At 50.2% G+C, this 19,095-nt stretch carries 17 protein-coding genes and 1 pseudogene; 3 read left to right on the top strand and 15 right to left on the bottom strand.

The features are described 5' to 3' along the window. Positions 1 to 117: 117 nt before the first annotated feature. The 4 genes and pseudogenes from MKY48_RS10700 to MKY48_RS10685 form a co-directional block, all read right to left on the bottom strand. Positions 118 to 1,044: a COX15/CtaA family protein gene (locus tag MKY48_RS10700; protein ID WP_339272020.1), complete on the bottom strand. Its 927-nt coding sequence runs from the start codon at positions 1,042 to 1,044 to the stop codon at positions 118 to 120. Positions 1,045 to 1,347: 303 nt separating this feature from the next. Beyond that, positions 1,348 to 1,548: pseudogene (locus tag MKY48_RS10695) on the bottom strand (NAD(P)-binding protein); the annotation flags it as partial. Between the two features lie 63 nt (positions 1,549 to 1,611). Further along, a complete protein-coding gene (locus tag MKY48_RS10690; protein ID WP_339292893.1) occupies positions 1,612 to 1,926 on the bottom strand; it encodes a metalloregulator ArsR/SmtB family transcription factor in 315 nt (104 codons plus the stop codon). Between the two features lie 207 nt (positions 1,927 to 2,133). Next, positions 2,134 to 3,633 carry a sensor domain-containing diguanylate cyclase gene (locus MKY48_RS10685; RefSeq protein ID WP_339292892.1) on the bottom strand — a complete coding sequence of 500 codons (1,500 nt, stop codon included), beginning with the start codon at positions 3,631 to 3,633 and terminating at the stop codon, positions 2,134 to 2,136. Between the two features lie 330 nt (positions 3,634 to 3,963). On the opposite strand from MKY48_RS10685, the gene MKY48_RS10680 reads away from it, so the two are divergent. Further along, the gene (locus MKY48_RS10680) at positions 3,964 to 4,584 is read left to right on the top strand and encodes a putative glycolipid-binding domain-containing protein (RefSeq protein WP_339292891.1); all 621 of its coding nucleotides are present in this window, start codon (positions 3,964 to 3,966) and stop codon (positions 4,582 to 4,584) included. A 201-nt stretch (positions 4,585 to 4,785) separates the two neighbouring features. Here the strand turns inward: MKY48_RS10680 and MKY48_RS10675 are convergent, their stop codons facing one another. Then, positions 4,786 to 6,087, bottom strand: a complete 1,302-nt coding sequence (locus tag MKY48_RS10675) for an NCS2 family permease (RefSeq protein ID WP_076320743.1) — start codon at positions 6,085 to 6,087, stop codon at positions 4,786 to 4,788. A 181-nt stretch (positions 6,088 to 6,268) separates the two neighbouring features. Here MKY48_RS10675 and MKY48_RS10670 point away from each other — a divergent pair, with 181 nt between their 5' ends. Continuing rightward, a complete protein-coding gene (locus tag MKY48_RS10670) occupies positions 6,269 to 6,976 on the top strand; it encodes an SOS response-associated peptidase (RefSeq protein ID WP_339292890.1) in 708 nt (235 codons plus the stop codon). A 158-nt stretch (positions 6,977 to 7,134) separates the two neighbouring features. Here the strand turns inward: MKY48_RS10670 and MKY48_RS10665 are convergent, their stop codons facing one another. The 4 genes from MKY48_RS10665 to MKY48_RS10650 form a co-directional block, all read right to left on the bottom strand. Beyond that, positions 7,135 to 7,422: a stage VI sporulation protein F gene (locus tag MKY48_RS10665; RefSeq protein WP_215164004.1), complete on the bottom strand. Its 288-nt coding sequence runs from the start codon at positions 7,420 to 7,422 to the stop codon at positions 7,135 to 7,137. 86 nt (positions 7,423 to 7,508) lie between these two features. Continuing rightward, on the bottom strand, positions 7,509 to 9,560 hold the full coding sequence (gene recG / locus MKY48_RS10660) for an ATP-dependent DNA helicase RecG (protein WP_076320740.1): 2,052 nt from the start codon (positions 9,558 to 9,560) through the stop codon (positions 7,509 to 7,511). Between the two features lie 14 nt (positions 9,561 to 9,574). Then, complete coding sequence (locus tag MKY48_RS10655; RefSeq protein ID WP_339292889.1) at positions 9,575 to 10,432, bottom strand: DegV family protein; 858 nt, start codon at positions 10,430 to 10,432, stop codon at positions 9,575 to 9,577. 49 nt (positions 10,433 to 10,481) lie between these two features. Further along, complete coding sequence (locus tag MKY48_RS10650; protein WP_339292888.1) at positions 10,482 to 12,260, bottom strand: DAK2 domain-containing protein; 1,779 nt, start codon at positions 12,258 to 12,260, stop codon at positions 10,482 to 10,484. 366 nt (positions 12,261 to 12,626) lie between these two features. Here MKY48_RS10650 and rpmB point away from each other — a divergent pair, with 366 nt between their 5' ends. Then, positions 12,627 to 12,815, top strand: a complete 189-nt coding sequence (gene rpmB / locus MKY48_RS10645; RefSeq protein ID WP_006209230.1) for a 50S ribosomal protein L28 — start codon at positions 12,627 to 12,629, stop codon at positions 12,813 to 12,815. Between the two features lie 444 nt (positions 12,816 to 13,259). On the opposite strand, the gene spoVM is transcribed toward rpmB, so the two are convergent. The 6 genes from spoVM to rlmN form a co-directional block, all read right to left on the bottom strand. After that, a complete protein-coding gene (gene spoVM / locus MKY48_RS10640; RefSeq protein WP_034273235.1) occupies positions 13,260 to 13,340 on the bottom strand; it encodes a stage V sporulation protein SpoVM in 81 nt (26 codons plus the stop codon). A 159-nt stretch (positions 13,341 to 13,499) separates the two neighbouring features. After that, positions 13,500 to 14,159 (bottom strand): ribulose-phosphate 3-epimerase, encoded by a 660-nt coding sequence (rpe, locus tag MKY48_RS10635; RefSeq protein WP_339292887.1) that lies wholly within the window; start codon positions 14,157 to 14,159, stop codon positions 13,500 to 13,502. Between the two features lie 3 nt (positions 14,160 to 14,162). Then, positions 14,163 to 15,071 (bottom strand): ribosome small subunit-dependent GTPase A, encoded by a 909-nt coding sequence (gene rsgA, locus MKY48_RS10630; RefSeq protein ID WP_076320737.1) that lies wholly within the window; start codon positions 15,069 to 15,071, stop codon positions 14,163 to 14,165. A 51-nt stretch (positions 15,072 to 15,122) separates the two neighbouring features. Further along, positions 15,123 to 17,261: a Stk1 family PASTA domain-containing Ser/Thr kinase gene (pknB, locus tag MKY48_RS10625; protein ID WP_339292886.1), complete on the bottom strand. Its 2,139-nt coding sequence runs from the start codon at positions 17,259 to 17,261 to the stop codon at positions 15,123 to 15,125. After that, positions 17,258 to 18,034: a Stp1/IreP family PP2C-type Ser/Thr phosphatase gene (locus MKY48_RS10620; RefSeq protein WP_076320735.1), complete on the bottom strand. Its 777-nt coding sequence runs from the start codon at positions 18,032 to 18,034 to the stop codon at positions 17,258 to 17,260. The genes pknB and MKY48_RS10620 overlap by 4 nt, the downstream gene beginning before the upstream one ends. Before the next feature lie 6 nt (positions 18,035 to 18,040). Further along, complete coding sequence (gene rlmN, locus MKY48_RS10615; protein ID WP_076320734.1) at positions 18,041 to 19,081, bottom strand: 23S rRNA (adenine(2503)-C(2))-methyltransferase RlmN; 1,041 nt, start codon at positions 19,079 to 19,081, stop codon at positions 18,041 to 18,043. Between the last annotated feature and the right edge of the window lie 14 nt (positions 19,082 to 19,095).

Here is a 19,095-nt window from a genome sequence, read left to right as displayed (position 1 = left end):
TACTTTAGTTGACAAGGCAGTTGGTGTCACCAGCCGTTCGTTCACTAAATATGCAGGCCAAGTTCAAGATTCTGTAACAAATTTCACATACAAATTCAGAATTTTCGTCTTTAGGTCTCATCTTCTCTTCCATGTACGAATCCCAAAAACCGCGAGCATGCTGAAGAGCAAGGTCGCTAACACATTGTGAACAAGACTTGCAAAAATAAAAATATGATGATTGTTCATGGCAAGCGTCAGCCACGCCCCGCTTAAAATTTGTGCTAGCACTACGAGATTAAGACCGATTACCAGCGTTGTCAGACCTGTTGAACGCACCCTTGTCTCATAATTTTTTACAGCTAAGAGCAGAAGAATCAGCAATATGAGTAAAACCGCAGCGGCGACCCGATGAAGAAAGACAATGCCAGAAGCCCCGCCCAGATACGGTATGACCTGGCCATTGCATAGCGGCCAGCCCATACAGCCAGCCTCCGACTCCGTATGCCGGATATAGGCACCGAGGTATACCACTCCGCAGCTATACAGCCAGATTCCCCAGCCCAAGAAGCGGATAGATCGCGGAACCGTAACGTTAGTACGATAATCCTGTGCTCCATGGAGTCCACGCATCCATACCACGAGCAGCATACTGCTGGCCACCGCAAACAAGGAGATTCCAAAATGAAGCGCCATGACCGCCGGCTGCTGCGGCCACATGACAGCCGCGGCCCCCATTAGAGCTTGAATCACGGTGAACAATAAGGTACCGCCAGCATAATAACTCGCCTCCCTATGGCCCCGGTAATGTTTCCGGATCACGATATAAGTGGCAAGCACCAGAATTCCGACCACGCCGGTTATCATCCGGTGCGAATATTCAATCATGGATTCCAGTGTATAAGCCGGGATGAATTTCCCGTTGCAAAGCGGCCAATCATCGCCACACCCAAGGCCGGAACCGGTCTTAGTTACAAGCGCCCCAGCCAGCAATACTAAGAACATACCGATAAATGAGGACCATACCAGCAAACGGTGCTTTAAGGATACTACGAACAATATCATCCACCTCTTGTGTCTGAATTTAATGTTGGAACAGGTTCAAGGTTCAAGACCTATCCCATTGCACAGGATAAAGAATTACACATGATCCGTGACCCTCCATTAGAGCTCAGTTTCCGACCATCCGCTTCACGTTGTTGACAAAAAAAGAACGCCCCGGTTAAGGGCGTTCTTGGTATATTGGGATGCAGGTTTTCGATATCTTCTTAAAGATTCTTTTATGGTTCGGACCCCGGCATAATGTTATCGTATTATTCGCCGGTTTCAGCGAATCGTTGAATGCGCTCGCCGATTTGATCACGAACGCGCTTCAAATAGAATGAATTGTTGCCCTCTTTCGGCCAAATGAGCTGCTGCTGCCAAGCCAATGGGTCCACCACCGATAATCGTGACTGGATGGGTGCCGTTATACCGATCATACTCTTCCTTCACTTTATCCTCAGCAATTGTCGGCACTTGGGGTGTACAGCAGGAAGTTGAAGCCACTTTAAATTCAATGTTTTTCATACATAAGCCCTCTAATAGAAACATTTATAATCATCAACTTTTCTTGATGCATTAGTTAAAAAATTATGTTTTTGAATTCGGATAAAAAACGCAGCACAGCTTCTCGGATAACAGTCCCTTAACCTCTTCATCGTTAAGCTCATAATAGTTCCATTTTCCGATTCGTTCCATCAATATAATATTTGCATCCAGCAACATTTTTAGATGATAAGACAGTTTCGATTGAGGAAGATCCAGCAAGGCGGTGAGGTCACATACACACACTTTCCCTCGATGGTTCAATTCATAGATGATTCTTAAGCGATTCTTATCGGATAACGCTTTAAATTTCTGTTCATACAGGCTTAATACGTCATCTTGTATAATAGAGACCCTCATGTTGTCACCACAACTTTCCATCAAATTATTTTGATGTGTTGATTGTAGCAAGCCATCATTGACACGTCAAGCATCAATGATGCGGCCCATTGGTCGGCTGGTCTTCCCTCAACCCTTATTCACATGATACCCCTGGATGAATTCAGGAGTCATCTCATCGGCAGCTTCATCCAACAGGGAACTTTGCCATACCAATGCCTTATACTATTACGCCGATATCTCTGCCGCAATCGTCCGGTTACGGCCTTCGGCCTTCGCCTGGTATAACGCCATATCCGCTGCCAGGAATACACCTTCGCGGCTTTTGCCATGTTCAGGATATAAGGATACGCCGATCGATACGGTAAGTGTTAGGGAATACGGGGTTTTGGACATCAGAATCGCGTTGCGTATCCGCTCAGCCATTTGGTAGGCTTCATCCATACGATGCTTGCGAAGAAGAATGACAAACTCCTCCCCGCCAAAACGGGAGCAGACTGCACCCTCAGGAACACAATCGCTCATGACCACTGCTACCAGTTTCAGGACTTGGTCGCCGGTTTGGTGGCCATATGTATCGTTAACGTTCTTAAAATGGTCGATGTCCAGCATTAAAACAGCATACGGATCCCCAAGCATATCCCACGAGTCAAGGCAGCGTTCCAGTTCTCTGCGATTGGTCAGCCCTGTCAATGGATCCGTGCTGGCTTCCTGCTGTAACGAATAGGCCTGTTTGGCAAGCGTTTCGGCAGCTGCCCCCATAATCTGGTTCAATTGATCAGCTTCCCGATTCCAATGCGGCTGGAATTCCTCGGGAGACACCGTTTGGCCAGCTGCTACCGCTTTTGTTAATTTATACAGCTGGGTAAATGGAGCGGCAATTCTTGCAGCCATATATGCGGCAATGACGAGCATGATCACGATCGGAAAAAGCATATTTCTCAGCTGGTCCTGCAAGTTGCGATTGACATCGGCCAGAATGGAACTAACCGATGTCTGCATGACAATCCCCCAGCCATTCATCGAGACACTGGCGTACCCTGTTAAGTAATCTTCACCTTGCGTATTCATGACACGTTTCATACCGCTCTCGCCGCTCATAAGCCGCTGCACCACGACATTAGAGCTTACGTCCTCCCCTACCCGGCTTTTATCCAGATGATAGAGCAGCTTCCCGCCGGAATCAACGATATACGAGTATGAGTCTTCGATATTCCCCGCGCCGCTTCCGAAAATCTGATGCAATATATTGTTTTCTTCCAGGTAGATCGTGCCGGCAATCATCCCGTGATACTTGCCGGATCTGTCAAAAATTGGTTCACTCGCAAGAACAATCCAGCGGCCGGTAGGGCTTCTATACGGTGCCGATATGTAGGACTTTCTCTCCTTTAGCGCCTCCGTGGTCCCCACTGTTTTTAATCGGGCCTGATTCAAATTGTTTCCCACAGGAGAAACCACGCGAATGGTACCCGTTTGATCGGCCCAAAATACGGAGTTGAAGTAAGGGCTGCTCTGAAGCATAAGATCAAAAATGACCTGCAACTCCCTCTCATCGGATGTCGCACTAGCCTCAATTGCCGGGTTGTTGGCAGAGGCGCGAAGACTTTGGCGCATCCCTGAGAAAAGCGCTTCAATGGTAACCGCCATTTTTTGTGCGGAGGATAAATTAAGCGACATGGTATTGTTGTATAGGGATCGTTTCTCATTTTTATACTGAATGTAGATCATAATAGACATCGTCATGAGAATGGATAAGGAAACCAGCGCAGGCATGAGCATGGCTAGACTTATTTTGATGCGTTGTTTAGGTATGTTTATGACCGCTGCACCCCTACTCTTGATGAAAAATACTGCCGGATTAGTATATGATCTTTACATATTACTTCACAAACGATTTTGCGTCCATATATGGAATAAGCATCTTGTGTGGAAGTCCCCGATTTATCTTCGGTTATCACACACGGTATTTATCGCTTTATAACAAACATATGTTCGTTATATAATATAGAGGTGTACCACCTATTCATACTCTTGTTTGACAAAGGACGTGATCTCACTTTGAACGACCATATCCATGCTGAAGCAGACATGCAGCCCCTGGGACAAAAGACCACAAGCCCTGGTCAGCTTCTGCAATCGCTGCTATGGAACAGGCACGATCTTCCTTCCCTCGAGCATGGACGGCTCTATCAGCATCATGAAGGATTTACGCTCACCGGAACGGTCGTAGCCAGCCTGGAAGGCCGGCAGCTCCACTGCTCCTATGAGGTTGAAACCACCAGCAGCTGGCAGACCCGGAGGGTAAAGATTAAGCTCACAAGCGGCACGGAGGAACGGTCCCTTCACCTGGAGCGGGATGACGACGGCTGCTGGTGGAGCGGCGATACCGAGCTCACGGCATTTGCCGGAATGAACGACATTGATCTCGGAATTACCCCATCCACCAACACGCTGCCGATCCGGCGCTTGAAGCTGGAGCCTGGGGAGAGTGCGTCCATGACGGCAGTCTGGATTCAGTTCCCGAGTCTAACCATCGCCCCGCTTCCCCAACAATACACGCGTACGGGCGAGTACACCTACCGTTATGAGAGTAACCATGGGGCCTATCAAGCGGATCTGGAGGTTGACGAGCATGGCCTCGTCACGAGGTACGCGGACGTATGGAGCCGAACTCGCTAAGCTCTGTGCATCTGCACGGCCATAAGAAGGCATGGCCCTTTAACCGGACGAGAATTAACAACCAGGAGCCGTTGCAGCATTTTCTCGATCCGTCACAAACAATGTTCAAGCTCATACGAGGGTTTATCGGCACGCCAAAAATCCCCTGCCAGGTCTGCTTAGACCTTGGCAGGGGATTGTCATGCTTCTAATGCTCCTGAATCAATGCGGGACAAAGACAAGCTGCAGTACGAACAGCACAGCAAAAATATACATCAGCGGGTGAACCGCCTTCCACTTGCCCTTCACGATTTTCATCAGCGGATATGAGATAAAACCGAGCGCGATCCCAGTCGCGATGCTGGACGTAAGCGGCATGGTCAAGATCACGAGAAACGCGGGGAACGCTTCATCAAAATCATTCCACCGGATGTGCTGAACGTTGCTTAGCATCAGGCAACCCACTACGATGAGCGAAGGTGCGGTGATGGCGGATAATCCGGAAACCGCGCCGATCAGCGGGCTGAAGAAGGCAGCAACCACAAACAATGCAGCAACGACGACCGCCGTTAATCCTGTCCGACCGCCTGCGCCAACACCGGCTGCAGATTCAACATAAGCGGTGGTCGGGCTTGTACCGACCATAGATCCGGCCACAGTTGCCACCGAATCGGAGAACATGGCGCGATCCGCACGAGGCAGCTTGTTATCCTTCATAAGCCCCGCCTGTTCTGCCACACCAACTACCGTACCTGTGGTATCAAACAGTGTCACCAGGAGGAACGAAAACACAACGGCATAGAGTCCATGACTGATCACATCCGAGGCAGCGGTAATCGGGTTCCATACCAGAATGCCTTCCGGCAGCGTGGGAAGCGACATAATCCCGTTCGTAAAAGACAGCATATCGGCAAAATAAGCGATAATCCCGGTAATAATCATTCCGATAAACAAGGCACCCTTCACATCGCGCGACAGCAGCACAAGCGTAACCGCAAGTCCTACCAAGGCGAGCACAACCGATGGCTGGTGCAGATCACCGAGCGCTACCAGATTGTCCGGATGCGCTGTAATGATGCCGCTCATCCGCAATCCGATAAAAGCAATAAACAAGCCGATTCCGACCGTGATCGCATGTTTCAAATTGGCCGGGATCATCTCAATCAGCCTGCGCCGCAGGGAAGTCATCGATAATACCAGAAACAGAATACCGGCTATAAAAACGGCTGAGAAAGCTTCAATATACCCAAGTCCGGCATGTCCCTGAACGACGGAATAGGTGAAGTAGGCATTCAAGCCCATCCCCGGTGCTACAGCGATCGGATAACGGGCTACGAGCCCCATCAGCAGTGTACCAATCACAGCGGCAATAATAGTAGCCGTGAAGCTCTGCTCAAAAGGCACACCCGCTTGCGATAGAATCAGCGGATTCACAACAGTCACATACGCCATCGTGAAAAACGTCGTGGCCCCGGCAACAACTTCTGTCTTAACCGAGGTCCCGTTAGCTTTTAAATCAAACACAAAAAATCCTCCATTCATGATGCTTGGCCTGGCTATGCGCTAGGCCCTTTTGGTTAGTTACGTTATATTTGATATACTCAAACACAAATGTACTAGCAATTTATTTCTGAACTCGATAAAAGTCTTAATTAGACGCTATATTCAAATCTTAGCGACAGCAAATGACAGGAGGCTTGAAACGATGTGCGGACGCTTTACACTCACGGTCACTTGGGAAGAACTGATGACCAGGTATCTCATCGATCCCGAATCGGTCTCTCCCTTTCATATTCCCCGGTACAACATCGCGCCTACGCAGATGGTCACGGCTATTATCAACGACGGCAGCACCAATCGGATCGGTCAGCTGCAATGGGGGCTTGTCCCATCCTGGGCTAAGGATGCCTCGGCCGGAGCCAAAATGATCAATGCGCGTAGTGAAACGCTGGAAGACAAGCCTGCCTATAGGATGCCCTTTTATCGGAAAAGATGCCTAATTCCTGCAGACGGTTTTTATGAATGGCAAAAAAACGGCAATGGCAAGCAGCCCTTTCGCATCAGCTTGAAGAACGGCGAAATATTCAGCATGGCAGGTCTGTATGATACCTGGATTACCCCAAGCGGAGATAAGCTTAGCACCTGCACCGTCATTACAACCGAACCCAATCAACTCATGGCGTCGATCCATAACCGGATGCCGGTCATTCTGAGACCCGCAGACGAAGCGTTATGGCTTGAACGGCAGACGTCTTCCCATACCCATGAAGGTAGCCCCTCCCTCCTGCAATCCCTCAAAGAGCTTCTGAGGCCTTACCCCGCGGAGGACATGCAAGCCATTCCGGTTAGCACAACCGTAAATTCCGTGAAAAATGACACGGAAGATTGCATCCGTTCTATTACAGGCAGCTAAATCCGTTGACCACAAACTAAGGGATTCCTTTTACGGGAGTCCGCCAGGAATGTTGCATCCTTTGCATACGCGAAATCAAAAGCCCCTGCTCATAAGGAGAAAACACTCCCGAGAGGGGCTTCTTCTATGCAAAGTAATTCCTTGATGTCATCCAATTGTTATCGAAACATCCCCCACAGCTTGATCAAATGGAAGGTGTTGTTCGGATCGATGCGCTGTGCAAGCACAAACTGAACCATTTGCTGCTCCTGCGTGGAGCTCAGCTTTTCATTCAAGATGCCGCTGGCCGTCCGGATCATTTGATGCACTTTTGCGCTATTTTGAAGATCTGCCTTGGTTAAACCCTGAGTCAGCCCTTTGATTCTTTCCTTGACTGCCGGGTTTTTCATTTTTTGCTTGATTCGTTCTACCAGCTGCGGACTAATCCCGTACTGCTGATAACTCAATGTTGAAGCACCTCCAGTCATAAATGCTGCTACCTTTTTTGAGTATATGACGAAGGTCTGTCCATTGTGCTAACAGATTCATGTTATTAGTCCATGATATCGCCTTGGAAGATCTTCTCCTGCTGAAGAAAGTCGCGCAATGGCTCATATTCAGGAGACGTCCAGAAGGAACTGTCGCTAACAAGGGCCGCTGCATCGCCCCTGGCCTCTTCCACTACTTTGAAGTCGGCGACCATATCGGCCAGCCGGAACTCCGGCAGTCCGCTCTGCTTCGTACCGAAGAAGTCGCCCGGGCCCCGAAGCTCCAAATCCCTCCGGGATACCTCGAAGCCGTCCTCGGTTTCGGTCATCACCTGCATCCGTTCCTGGCCCACTTCCGATTTCGGATCGGCCACAAGAACACAGTAGGATGCATGCTGCCCACGGCCTACACGGCCCCGAAGCTGGTGCAGCTGGGACAGACCGAAGCGATCGGCGTCCATAATGATCATCAACGTGGCATTCGGCACATCGACGCCAACCTCAACGACCGTCGTGGAAATCAGCAGCTGGACCTCATTGCTGTAGAATTGGCGCATAACCTCATCCTTCTCGGCAGGTGTCATACGGCCGTGCAGCAGACCCACAGCATACGTAGGAAAGGCCTGCTGCATCTGAACATGCAGATCAATCGCATTCTGAACGTCCAGCTTGTCCGATTCTTCAATCAGAGGAGCAATCAGATATGCCTGACGTCCTTGATTTACTTCCCGGGAAATAAATCCGAGCACACGGTCCATGAGTTCATGTTTGACCCAATAGGTCGTAATGGGAATACGGCCTTTCGGACGCTCCGACAGCGTGGATACATCCATATCCCCGAAGGCGGTAATGGCCAGCGTCCGTGGAATCGGCGTCGCCGTCATCGTTAGCACATCCGGGTTATAGCCTTTACGGCGGAGTACGCTTCGCTGATTCACGCCAAAACGGTGCTGTTCATCCGTCACGACGAGTCCCAGCTCCCGGAAGTATACATCATCCTGAATGAGAGCATGGGTGCCCACGACAACGTCCGTCAACCCCATCTGTAAGGAAGCCAGCAGGTCTTTGCGCTTCTTACCCGTGACACTGCCTGTCAACAGGCCAACGGTAATGCCAAAGGGCTCAAACAGCTTCTGCAGCGAACGCATATGCTGTTCGGCGAGAATCTCTGTCGGCACCATCAAGGCCCCTTGAAAGCCTGAGCGCACTGTTGTAAACAGAGCGACGGCGGCAACAATCGTTTTTCCCGAGCCGACATCCCCTTGAAGCAAACGGTTCATGCAGTAAGGGGAGCGCATATCATGCAAAATCTCCAGCTCCACCTTCTTCTGCGCATCCGTGAGCTCAAAAGGGAAGCTGCGCACGAACTCCCGGATCGTTGCATTGTCAGCCGTATGTACAACACCGTCCATTCGACTCCGGTTCAGCGCCCGGAACGCCTGCATTTTCAACTGAAACAAGAAGAGCTCCTCATACACCATCCGGCGCCGCCCTTCCTGACCTTCCCGGGAGTCGACAGGCTGATGGATCGTCATGATTGCCGCTTTACGGGGCATCAGATCATATTTCCTAAGCAGGGATTGTGGCAAAATCTCGGGGATCATCTCCCCGTACTGCTCCAATGCCTGTCCCATCGTTTTTCGGATCCACGATTGCGTGATCTTACCGCCGATGGAATACACCGGCTGCAGCGTCCCGCTGCGGAAGGCTCCCTTATCCGGGAATTCGGATTCGGACACCGTAAGCTGCATTCTGCGCTGATCCCACTTGCCCGTCAGCACGATCTCCCGGCCAGCCGTAAGCTGGTCCTTCAGAAAATGCCGGTTAAACCAGGTTGCGGTGAACATCCAGTTTTCGGCCAGCATTTTGCAGGTGAGACGGGATTTACGCCCATAGCGCTGCAGTACCGGTACGCTGGCTATCTTGGCTTGAATGGTGATTTTGTCCCCGTCCTTGACTTCACTTAGAGAACGGAGCCGGTAATCCTCATACCGGAAGGGGTAATACTCCAAAAGATCCTTGACCGTAGAGACGCCAAAGGCGTGAAGCTCCCCCTCTTTCAGGGCGCTCACGCCGTTGATCTGTCTGACGGATATTTGATCGAGTTTGAGACTCATATCATCTACCTCACTTAAGCAGGCCATATATATGCTGCAATGGTTCCCGGTCCAACGTGAGTACCGACAACCGGACCGATCTCGGAATATACGGTTTCCTCAATCGTAAACACAGCGGACAGCTGCTGCAAAAAATCCTCAACCTGAGCAGGGTCAGCTGTATGACCCACAGCCACTTTAATATTTTTCACACCGGTTAGATCCTGTTGAAACAGTTCAATCATTTTCGCCGTCGCTTTCTTGCGACCGCGGACCTTGTCTACCGGAAATATGATTCCTTCGCCATCAATGGACAAGATCGGCTTAATGTTAAGCAGCGTGCCCAGCACAGCCGAAGCCTTACCGATCCGTCCGCCCTTCTGCAAATATTCCAGCGTGTCTACCAAGAAGTAGAGACGGCGCTTGGAACGAAGGTCTTCGAGTGACGAAATAATATCAGAAACAGCGGCTCCTTCTTGTGCGAGCTTCGCTGCATGGACCACGAATAATCCGAAACCATAGGAGGCCGATTTGGAATCCCACACGGTTATATCCGCTTCTCCTTCGATGAGAGAGGTGGCAAGCAACGCGGACTGATACGTCCCGCTCATGCCGGATGAGATGTGAATCGACACAATGGAGCAGCCTGGGTGCTGTTCCAAGATGGACTCATACGCAGCCGCAAAATCTGCGGGTGAAGGCTGAGAGGTCGTCGGAAGCTGTGGCGACTCAACCAGCTTTTTGTAGAACTCTCCCGGCGTGATTTCGACTCCGTCCAAATACGAATCTTCCCCGAACATGAGTTTCAGCGGCACAATATGAATGTTGTGTTGCTTCGCCAGGTCTGCCGGAATATCCGCTGTGCTGTCTGTCACAATAACGGTCTTATTCACCGGAACCCCTCCTATAAATGTACCTTGCATAATGTCAAAGCGTTGTATATCAAGACTCCACGGAGAACAGATAAGAATAGATCGGCTGTCCGCCGTAGTGTACCTCAACCTCTGCGTTAGGGTACTGCTCACCAAGCCAATCCGTGAGTGTGTTGGTCGATTCCTCGGTTGCATCCGCGCCGGTAAGCAGAGTCACGATTTCATCCCCGGATTCCAGCATTTTACCGAGCAAATCCTGGGAGGTCGTAATCAGATCCGCGTTTGCTGCAACGATGTTCGAATTGCGAATACCGATGAACTGGCCAGCCTTGATCTCGAGATCATCGATCGTTGTGTCCCGCACGGCATAGGTTACCTGCCCCGATTGCACACGAGTGATCGCATTCAGCATATTGTCGGTATTCGTATCCGCATTCTCGTCTTCCTCGAAAGCAAATGCTGCCGCGATCCCCTGCGGAATCGTCTTGCTCGGAATAACCGTTACGCTGCGCTCGCCTTCGAGAAGCTCTCTCGCCTGCTGGGCAGCCAGCACGATGTTGGAGTTATTCGGCAGGATGTAAATCTGCTGCGCCGAGATCGAAGTAATCGCATTGACAAAATCCTCGGTGCTCGGGTTCATCGTCTGTCCTCCGGAGAGAACGACGTCAACGCCCAAGCTTTTGAATATGTCGGATATCCCTTCCCCTGACGATACCGCAATGAAACCGTACGGTGCGATCTCGTCTGCCGGAGGAACAGCCGGAGCTTCCGGTGTCACGGTCTCTGCCGGAATATCCGCAAATAACTCAGGCATCGGTGCGATATCCATTCCCGTTGTCAGCAAATCACGGTGCTGCTCGCGCATATTCAATATATGAATCTGAGTGATCTCTCCATACATTAGCGCCAAATTCAACACTTCGCCCGGAGCCTTGGAATGCACATGAACTTTGATGGTCTCGTCATCGGCGATGACAATGATGGAATCACCATTCACTGCAAGCGCTTTCCGGAACTTATCTTCATCAAAGTCTGCGTTCGTTCCTTCTCCGAGCTGCCGATTAATAAAGAATTCCATGTCATATAAAAATTCAATATCCTCTGTGGACAGTCTGGACTGGGCAGAAGCCGGAGCCTGAACCGCCGAGAAGTCAGGGACTGCTCGAAAGGCCGGTGCCGTGTTGCTCTGTTCAGCTTGTCCTTCGGCAACTGTAAACGAACCGGACGGAGCGTCTTTTCTTAGCGCCTGCAAGAAACCTTCATAAATGTAAACCAGGCCCTGGCCACCCGAGTCCACGACGCCAACCTGCTTCAGAACAGGAAGCATATCCGGCGTCTGGGACAGTGTTTCTTTGGCTTTGGCCAACACCTGTTCCATCAATTCCACGATATCGTTGTTGCGGCGGGAGAAATAGACCGCATGCTTGGCCGCTTCTTTAGCTACGGTAAGGATGGTACCTTCAACAGGCTTCACGACAGCTTTATACGCAGCTTCTACGCCTGTCTGCAGTGCTGCGGCGAATTGATGAGAATTTAGTTCTGTATAAGGTGCAGCATATCGGCTGAAACCACGGAACAGCTGGGACAGAATAACCCCCGAGTTCCCTCTGGCTCCCATCAGAAGCCCCTTGGACAGCACACCGGCACTATGCCCGACGGACTCCGAGTACTTACTCTTCAGTTCTGCCACACCTGCAGTCATCGTCAAATTCATGTTGGTCCCCGTGTCGCCGTCCGGCACCGGGAATACATTCAGGGAATTGACGTGTTCTGCATGCTGCTGCAGCTGCTCCGCTCCGGCTAGGACCATCGCGGTAAATTCTGTTCCATTCAAAGAACGCTTACTCAATGAGAATTCCCCTTCCTGGCTTGATACCCATAACACTTCTTGTTGTAAATTTCATATCTATTTCATAGCTTATAGCTGACGAAATGCCCAAGCAGTAAATAAAAGACTTACCATGATTAATGGATCATAAATCTATGATGGGCTATCCTCTCGTCCTCTACGCTTTCCGGCGGTTCCCAAGCCTTTTGAGAGCCATGCCGACAAGCCCACGAACTATTTCTTCGGAAATATTATGGACTAATCAACATTGTACTATAATGGCAAAGAGAAATAAATGTTTTTAAGACAGTTGACGGAGCAATTTTTACTGTGATATTATATTTAAGTATTGTTTCATGCAGGGTTAGGAACAAGGAGGTGTAATAAATGGCTCGCAAATGTTATGTAACTGGCAAGAAACCAAGCAGTGGTAACCATGTTTCTCACGCTAACAATCACAACAAGCGTTCTTGGGGTGTCAACGTTCAAAAGGTTCGCATTTTGGTGGATGGCAAGCCAAAACGTGTATACGTCAGCACTCGCGCTTTGAAATCCGGTAAAGTGACTCGCGTATAATCATCTTGTGTTATATGAAGAAAAACTTCTTAATCTCCAGGCACCATTTGTGGGCGATCCGGGACAAGGAAGTTTTTCTTGCGTTTAGATACATATGCTCCTTCTAAACAAAAAGCACCCTAAGCAGTTAGCAGGTGCTTTTTTTATTTAGATATAAGAAAAATGAAAGAGCAAAACTTCCGTTTTCTTATATCGCAAGAAAAACTTCCGGTCGAACGCAGTCTGTCCTCGATAAGTACGTCGCTAGACACTCTTCTTTTGATATAAGAAAGCGAAGGAGAACTCCCGCACATTATGGCTTTCTTATACCGCAAGAAAAACCTCCGCACACTGATGCGGTATGTCCTCCATGCGCGCTCTATCGGAGTGTTCTTGCCTCTTTCCCCAGAACCGGCTAGGCGGCGTCAGTCCCAGGCGGAGGTTTTGTTACGCCGGGACAAGCTGTCAGCTCTTGTGAAACGTATTTAAGATGGCCTTCACAAAACCTCCCAAAAACTTCGGCAGCTTGAACGTATAGAATTTCATGTCTCACCCTCCCCATCATTCTCATGCCTTCCTAGATTATGTTATGCACCAAGCCCATAGATGTGAACACAGACAAAAAAGGCTACATGAGAACCCAGCTCATGTAACCATATTTATGCGGGAACCCCGCGCCCTATGCATCCGTTGCTCACGTTCTGGTCAAGATGATACACTGTCACGGATTACTGCAATGGCTGCCGCGCGATCCGGCTTGCCGAATACGGCGCTGCCCGCAACCAGGACATCCGCTCCCGCTTCCACCACAAGCGGCGCTGTCTCCGCTGTAATGCCGCCATCCACTTCAATATGGATATTCGGGTAGTCGGAGTTTGAAATCCATTCACGCAGCTGTGAGATCTTGTTTACAGTCCGCTCGATAAATGCCTGTCCGCCAAACCCCGGGTTCACGGTCATCACCAGCACCAAATCCAAGTCAGGCAGCACTTCCTGAAGAACATGGGCTGGCGTAGCCGGATTGATCGCGACGCCGGCCTTCACGCCAAACTCTTTGATCAGATGGATGACTCGATGAAGATGCGGGCAGGTCTCGGCATGAACGGTGATCAGATCGGCTCCAGCCTTGACAAAGTCCGCAATATACAGCTCAGGCTGTTCAATCATCAAGTGTACGTCAAGCAGCAGGCTCGTATGGGGTCTGATGGCTTGGACGATCGGCGGTCCCAGCGTAATATTAGGTACAAAGTGTCCGTCCATGACGTCCACATGAATCCAGTCGGCTCCGCCAGCCTCGGCTTCCTTAATTTCTTGTCCCAGCTTCGCAAAATCCGCTGACAATATGGATGGCGCAATTTTAATCATTATTCAGTACCTCCGTTTCTTGTCTTTCATCTCTGTATAAAACTCCACATAATGCTCATAACGGCTAGCCAGGATGATTCCATCCTCTTTGGCTTGGATCACACGGCAGCCCGGCTCCTGCAGATGACTGCAGCCTCTGAATTTACATTCCGCAGCATAAGGAGCAAATTCTCTGAAACAGGTCGATAACTCCTCGACACCCAGCTCTAGAAAATCCAGCTGGCTAAAGCCGGGTGTATCGGCTACATACCCTCCGTTATCAAGCTCAATCAGCTCCACATGGCGTGTCGTATGTCGACCGCGGCCAAGACGCAGGCTGATTTCACTCGTCTCCAGCGAGAGGCCTGGCATCAACGCATTCAGCAGGGACGATTTCCCGACACCGGATTGACCGGAGAAGACACTGATTCGACCGGCCAGGCGTTTCTTCACCTCTTCGGTCCCAATCCCTTGCAGAGAGCTGGTAATCAGCACTTCATAACCAATCTCTTCATACTGGCGCTTCACCTGCTCCAGTACACCATCGGAGGCGTCCACAAGATCCTGCTTCGTCAGACAGATCAATGCCTCAAGGCTCTCATGCTCAATATGTACCAGAAACTTGTCCAGCAGATGCAAGCTCAGATTCGGTTCTTTGACCGAAAACAACAGTACCGCCAGGTCGACGTTCGCGACAGGCGGGCGAATTAATTGGGAAGACCGTGGAAGAATTTCGTCCACGGTCCCTTCCCCATTTTCAGTCAATGAATACATCACGTGATCTCCAACGAGCGGAGAGATACCTTTCTTTTTGAAAATGCCGCGGGCTCTGCATTGAACCGCTGGGTCCTCCCCGGATATAATGTTGCCATCCTGCATTGGTTTGACATAATAATATCCGCTTAGTGCCTTCACGATCAGTCCCTCTAGCATATAATAGGCCTCACCTTTCTTGTTGAAATTTAATGTGCTCACGACTCGTTTTTAATCTTTATCCTTACCTTTACCAGGGCCTTTGCCTTTTTCATGGTTGCCGGAGTCCCAATGGTAAGCAGCATCATCTTCCTCATTTGAACCTTCCTCGCCAGTTCCTTCATCCGGATTAGTGTCCACCGGCACATCAGGTTCAACAGGCGGTTGTTCAAAGGTTGGCTGCGGCACGGTGCCATTCTTGACATCGCTGTAACTTACGCTGTACGTATCCACTTGGCGACCGTCACGGAAGATCATGACCGTTGCATGCTTGTCGGGAGCCAGCAGCAGCTTAACAGGTACCATTTCCGAGGTTGTAATGACCTTGTTCACAGCCTCCTGGTTTTCTCCCAGCGCATCGGTGAAAACGACCCGAATTTTGCTTTCTTGTCCTTCCATGCTTGGTGAGACCGGTACACTGTAATTGTACTCAAGCGCATCCGAAGGATAGCCGGAGCTGACGAACAGCGTGATTTCGGAGTTAGGCGGTACCTGCGCATTAGGCTCATAAGGCCATTGCTCCATTACTTCGCCCTTCTTCACTTCAAAGCTGGATTTCTCCTTTATCGCTCCAACCTTAAGGCCGAAGGATTCGATGGTAGCGACCGCTTTGTCTTTATCCATTCCAATCACGCTCGGCATATTGACCGTTAACTTACCTTTACTGATCGTGACCCGGACCTCCACCTGTTCAGGATCAATTTCGGTGGTCGCGGAAGGACTCTGATCATAGATCTGACCGACAGGTACATTATCATTGTTTTCAGAGGACTGCTTAATAGCGTTATCCTTAATACCCATATTTTTCAGTATCTCAACTGCCTGATCAAACGTCTTACCCGAGAGATCCGGCATTTGCTTAAGCGGCTCCTTATCCCCAACCGACAATTGAACCGGTGCCCCCTGCCTGAGCATGGTCTCTGGTTCCTTATCCTGGGCAAACACAATGCCTTCATCGACATTTGGTTTATATTCACGAATGACTTCCTCATCCACCGTCAAACCTTGGGCCTCAAGCTCGCGGATCGCTTCCTCTTCCGTCATGCCTACAACTGGGGGCACCTTAACCTCAGGTACCTCCAGCATGTTGTTCACATACATGACAACACCAACCATAATGCCGAGGAACAGGAGCACCGAACCGATGATGATGGTCGGCTTGACCCATTTTTTCTTCGGTTTACCGGTCGGCTTTTCCTCAAACTCCTCGTCATCCGAGTCGTCGTCCGGGTCATGGTGATGCTGGCTGCTGCGCTGCATCGTTTTGAGCGCCGGCATGACCAGGGTTGAATCGGCATCGTCCTCGAACTCCATCTTCGGTTCGTTGAGTCGCATCGGCATCAAACACGTCTCGAGATCGTCCATCATCTCTTCTGCAGACTGGTAACGCTCCTCCGGGTTTTTGCGCATGGACTTCAGGATGATGTTCTCCACACTTTGAGGAATGAGCGGATTCACTTCTCTAGGCTCATCAAATTCCTCCTGGAGATGTTTCAGAGCAACACTAATCGGGCTCTCGCCCAAAAATGGAAGACGGGCCGTGAGCATTTGATATAACACAATACCAAGTGAGTATAAATCCGATTTCTCGCCAGTAACAACGCCCTTGGCGTGCTCCGGCGAAAAATAATGCACAGAGCCCACAACAGAGCCTGTTTGCGTAATGGTTGTCGACGTGACCGCCCTGGCAATGCCAAAGTCGGTTACTTTGACCCTCCCATTGCGGCCAATCAGAATATTATGCGGTTTAATATCCCGGTGAATGATCTGGTTATGATGGGCGTGCCCCAGTGCATCGCAGATCTGGATAGCAATCCGTACAGCTTCTTCCACCTGCAGCGGTGCCCGTTCTTTTATAATTTCATTCAAATTCTGACCTTCGATATATTCCATGACGATGTAATGCACTTCTTCCTCTTGGCCCACATCATAGATGCTGACCACGTTGGAATGCGACAACGAAGCCGCTGATTGTGCCTCACGCCGGAAACGGCGAATAAATTCCTCGTCGTGCACAAACTGCTGACGCAGCACTTTGATCGCTACATTCCGGTTCAGCAAAATATCCTGAGCCTTGTAGACCAGCGCCATGCCACCGCCACCGATGCGTTCTATAATTTTATAACGACCAGCCAATTCATGTCCGATCATGAATCCCACCCCTTTATACGTTGCCCGACAACTTCTTCTTGATGTTCAAACATTGCGACCGTGATGTTGTCCTCACCGCCAGCAAGAAGTGCCAGTTGAAGCAGGCGATCCGCTCTTTCTTCCAGAGGAAGGTCAAGTGAACCGGAAATCTGACCGATCAGCTCGCGGCTGACCCGGTTGCTGAGCCCGTCACTGCAGAGCAGCAGCACTTCGCCTTCTCCGATCGTAACCGGTGTTAGCTCAACCGTCACATCCACATCCGTTCCAAGTGCCCGGCTTAATACATTTTTCCGGGGATGGGTTTCCAGTTGATCTTCCGTAATCTGACCACTCTTAAAAAGCTCATTGACCAATGTGTGGTCATCCGTGAGTCGAATCACTTGTCCGGGAACGACTTTGTAAGCCCTGCTATCCCCGATATGTCCGATATAACCTTCGGAACCTCGCAGCAGCACCGCTACAATCGTCGTGCCCATATTGTGAAGCCGCTCATCAGCCGAGGCTTCACGATAGATAACGGCATTGGCGTGCAATATGGCATCACCAAGCGCAGCCCGAATACTTTCCATGGACATGTCCTGTTCCAAAGAAGACAAATCCTCGGCTACAGTATCTACCGCAAGCCTGCTGGCGGTGTCACCCGCAAGGTGACCTCCCATACCGTCAGCAACCACACCCAAGGTATAGCCATGCTCCAGTGTGCTAACAAATACCGAATCTTCATTAACAGGACGAACGCGTCCCACATGGCTTACATGAACCGTCTTGATCAAATCTTCTCACCCCAACTCCATATGCTTGGCCCGCAGCTGACCGCAAGCGGCAGCGATATCATGGCCTTGTTCACGACGGATGGTCACATTGACCCCCTTGTCTGCTAACGCACGTTGAAATTTGAAAATATCGTTACGCGATGTGCGAACATATTTCCGTTCCGGTACATGGTTAACCGGAATCAGATTGACGAAGCAGTTCATATCCTTAATGACATCCGCAAGCTCTTCGGCATGCTCAACCTGATCGTTTACGCCGCCGATCAAGGCGTATTCAAACGTAATGCGCCGTCCGGTTTTTGCTTGGTAATAACGAAGCGACTCAATCACGTCATCAAACGGGAACCGGCGGTTAACAGGCATTAACTTGGAGCGCAGCTTATCGTTCGGTGCATGGATGGAGATGGCCAGATTAATCTGGGTATCCTCTTCCGTGAATTTATAGATGTTAGGCACAATGCCACTCGTCGAAACGGTAATGTGGCGCTGGCCGATATTCAAGCCTTTTTCATGGATCATCGTGCGCAGAAACTTCATGGTCGCTTCATAGTTCTCAAACGGTTCGCCTGAGCCCATGATCACGATGCTGCCGACACGTTCTCCCGTTTTATCGAGAATCTTCTGCGCCTGAACCACCTGGGCAACAATCTCGCCAGAGGTCAGATTCCGCTTCAAGCCACCCAGTGTGGATGCACAGAACGTACATCCGATGCGGCAGCCTACCTGCGTTGTAACGCAGATGCTGTTGCCGTAATTGTGCCTCATGATGACGGTCTCGATCGCATGGTCATCATGCAGACCGAACAGAAACTTGACCGTTCCGTCCTTTGACTCCAGCTTGGTGATTTCCGTCAGGGTAACAAAACTGAACTCCTGTTCCAGCTTCGTCCGAAGCTCCTTGGACAGATTCGTCATTTCCGCAAAGTCGTTCACCCGCTTTACGTACAGCCAGTCATAGATCTGGGTTCCGCGAAACGCCGGTTCCCCATTCTCTTGAGCCCATGCTTGAAGCTCTTCCAGTGAATAATCATATATAAAAGGTTTCATTCTCACCACACCTG

It is taken from the genome of Paenibacillus sp. FSL W8-0187, assembly GCF_037969755.1.
GTDB lineage: Bacteria > Bacillota > Bacilli > Paenibacillales > Paenibacillaceae > Paenibacillus_AQ.
This window is presented reverse-complemented; position numbering and strand designations above follow the sequence as displayed.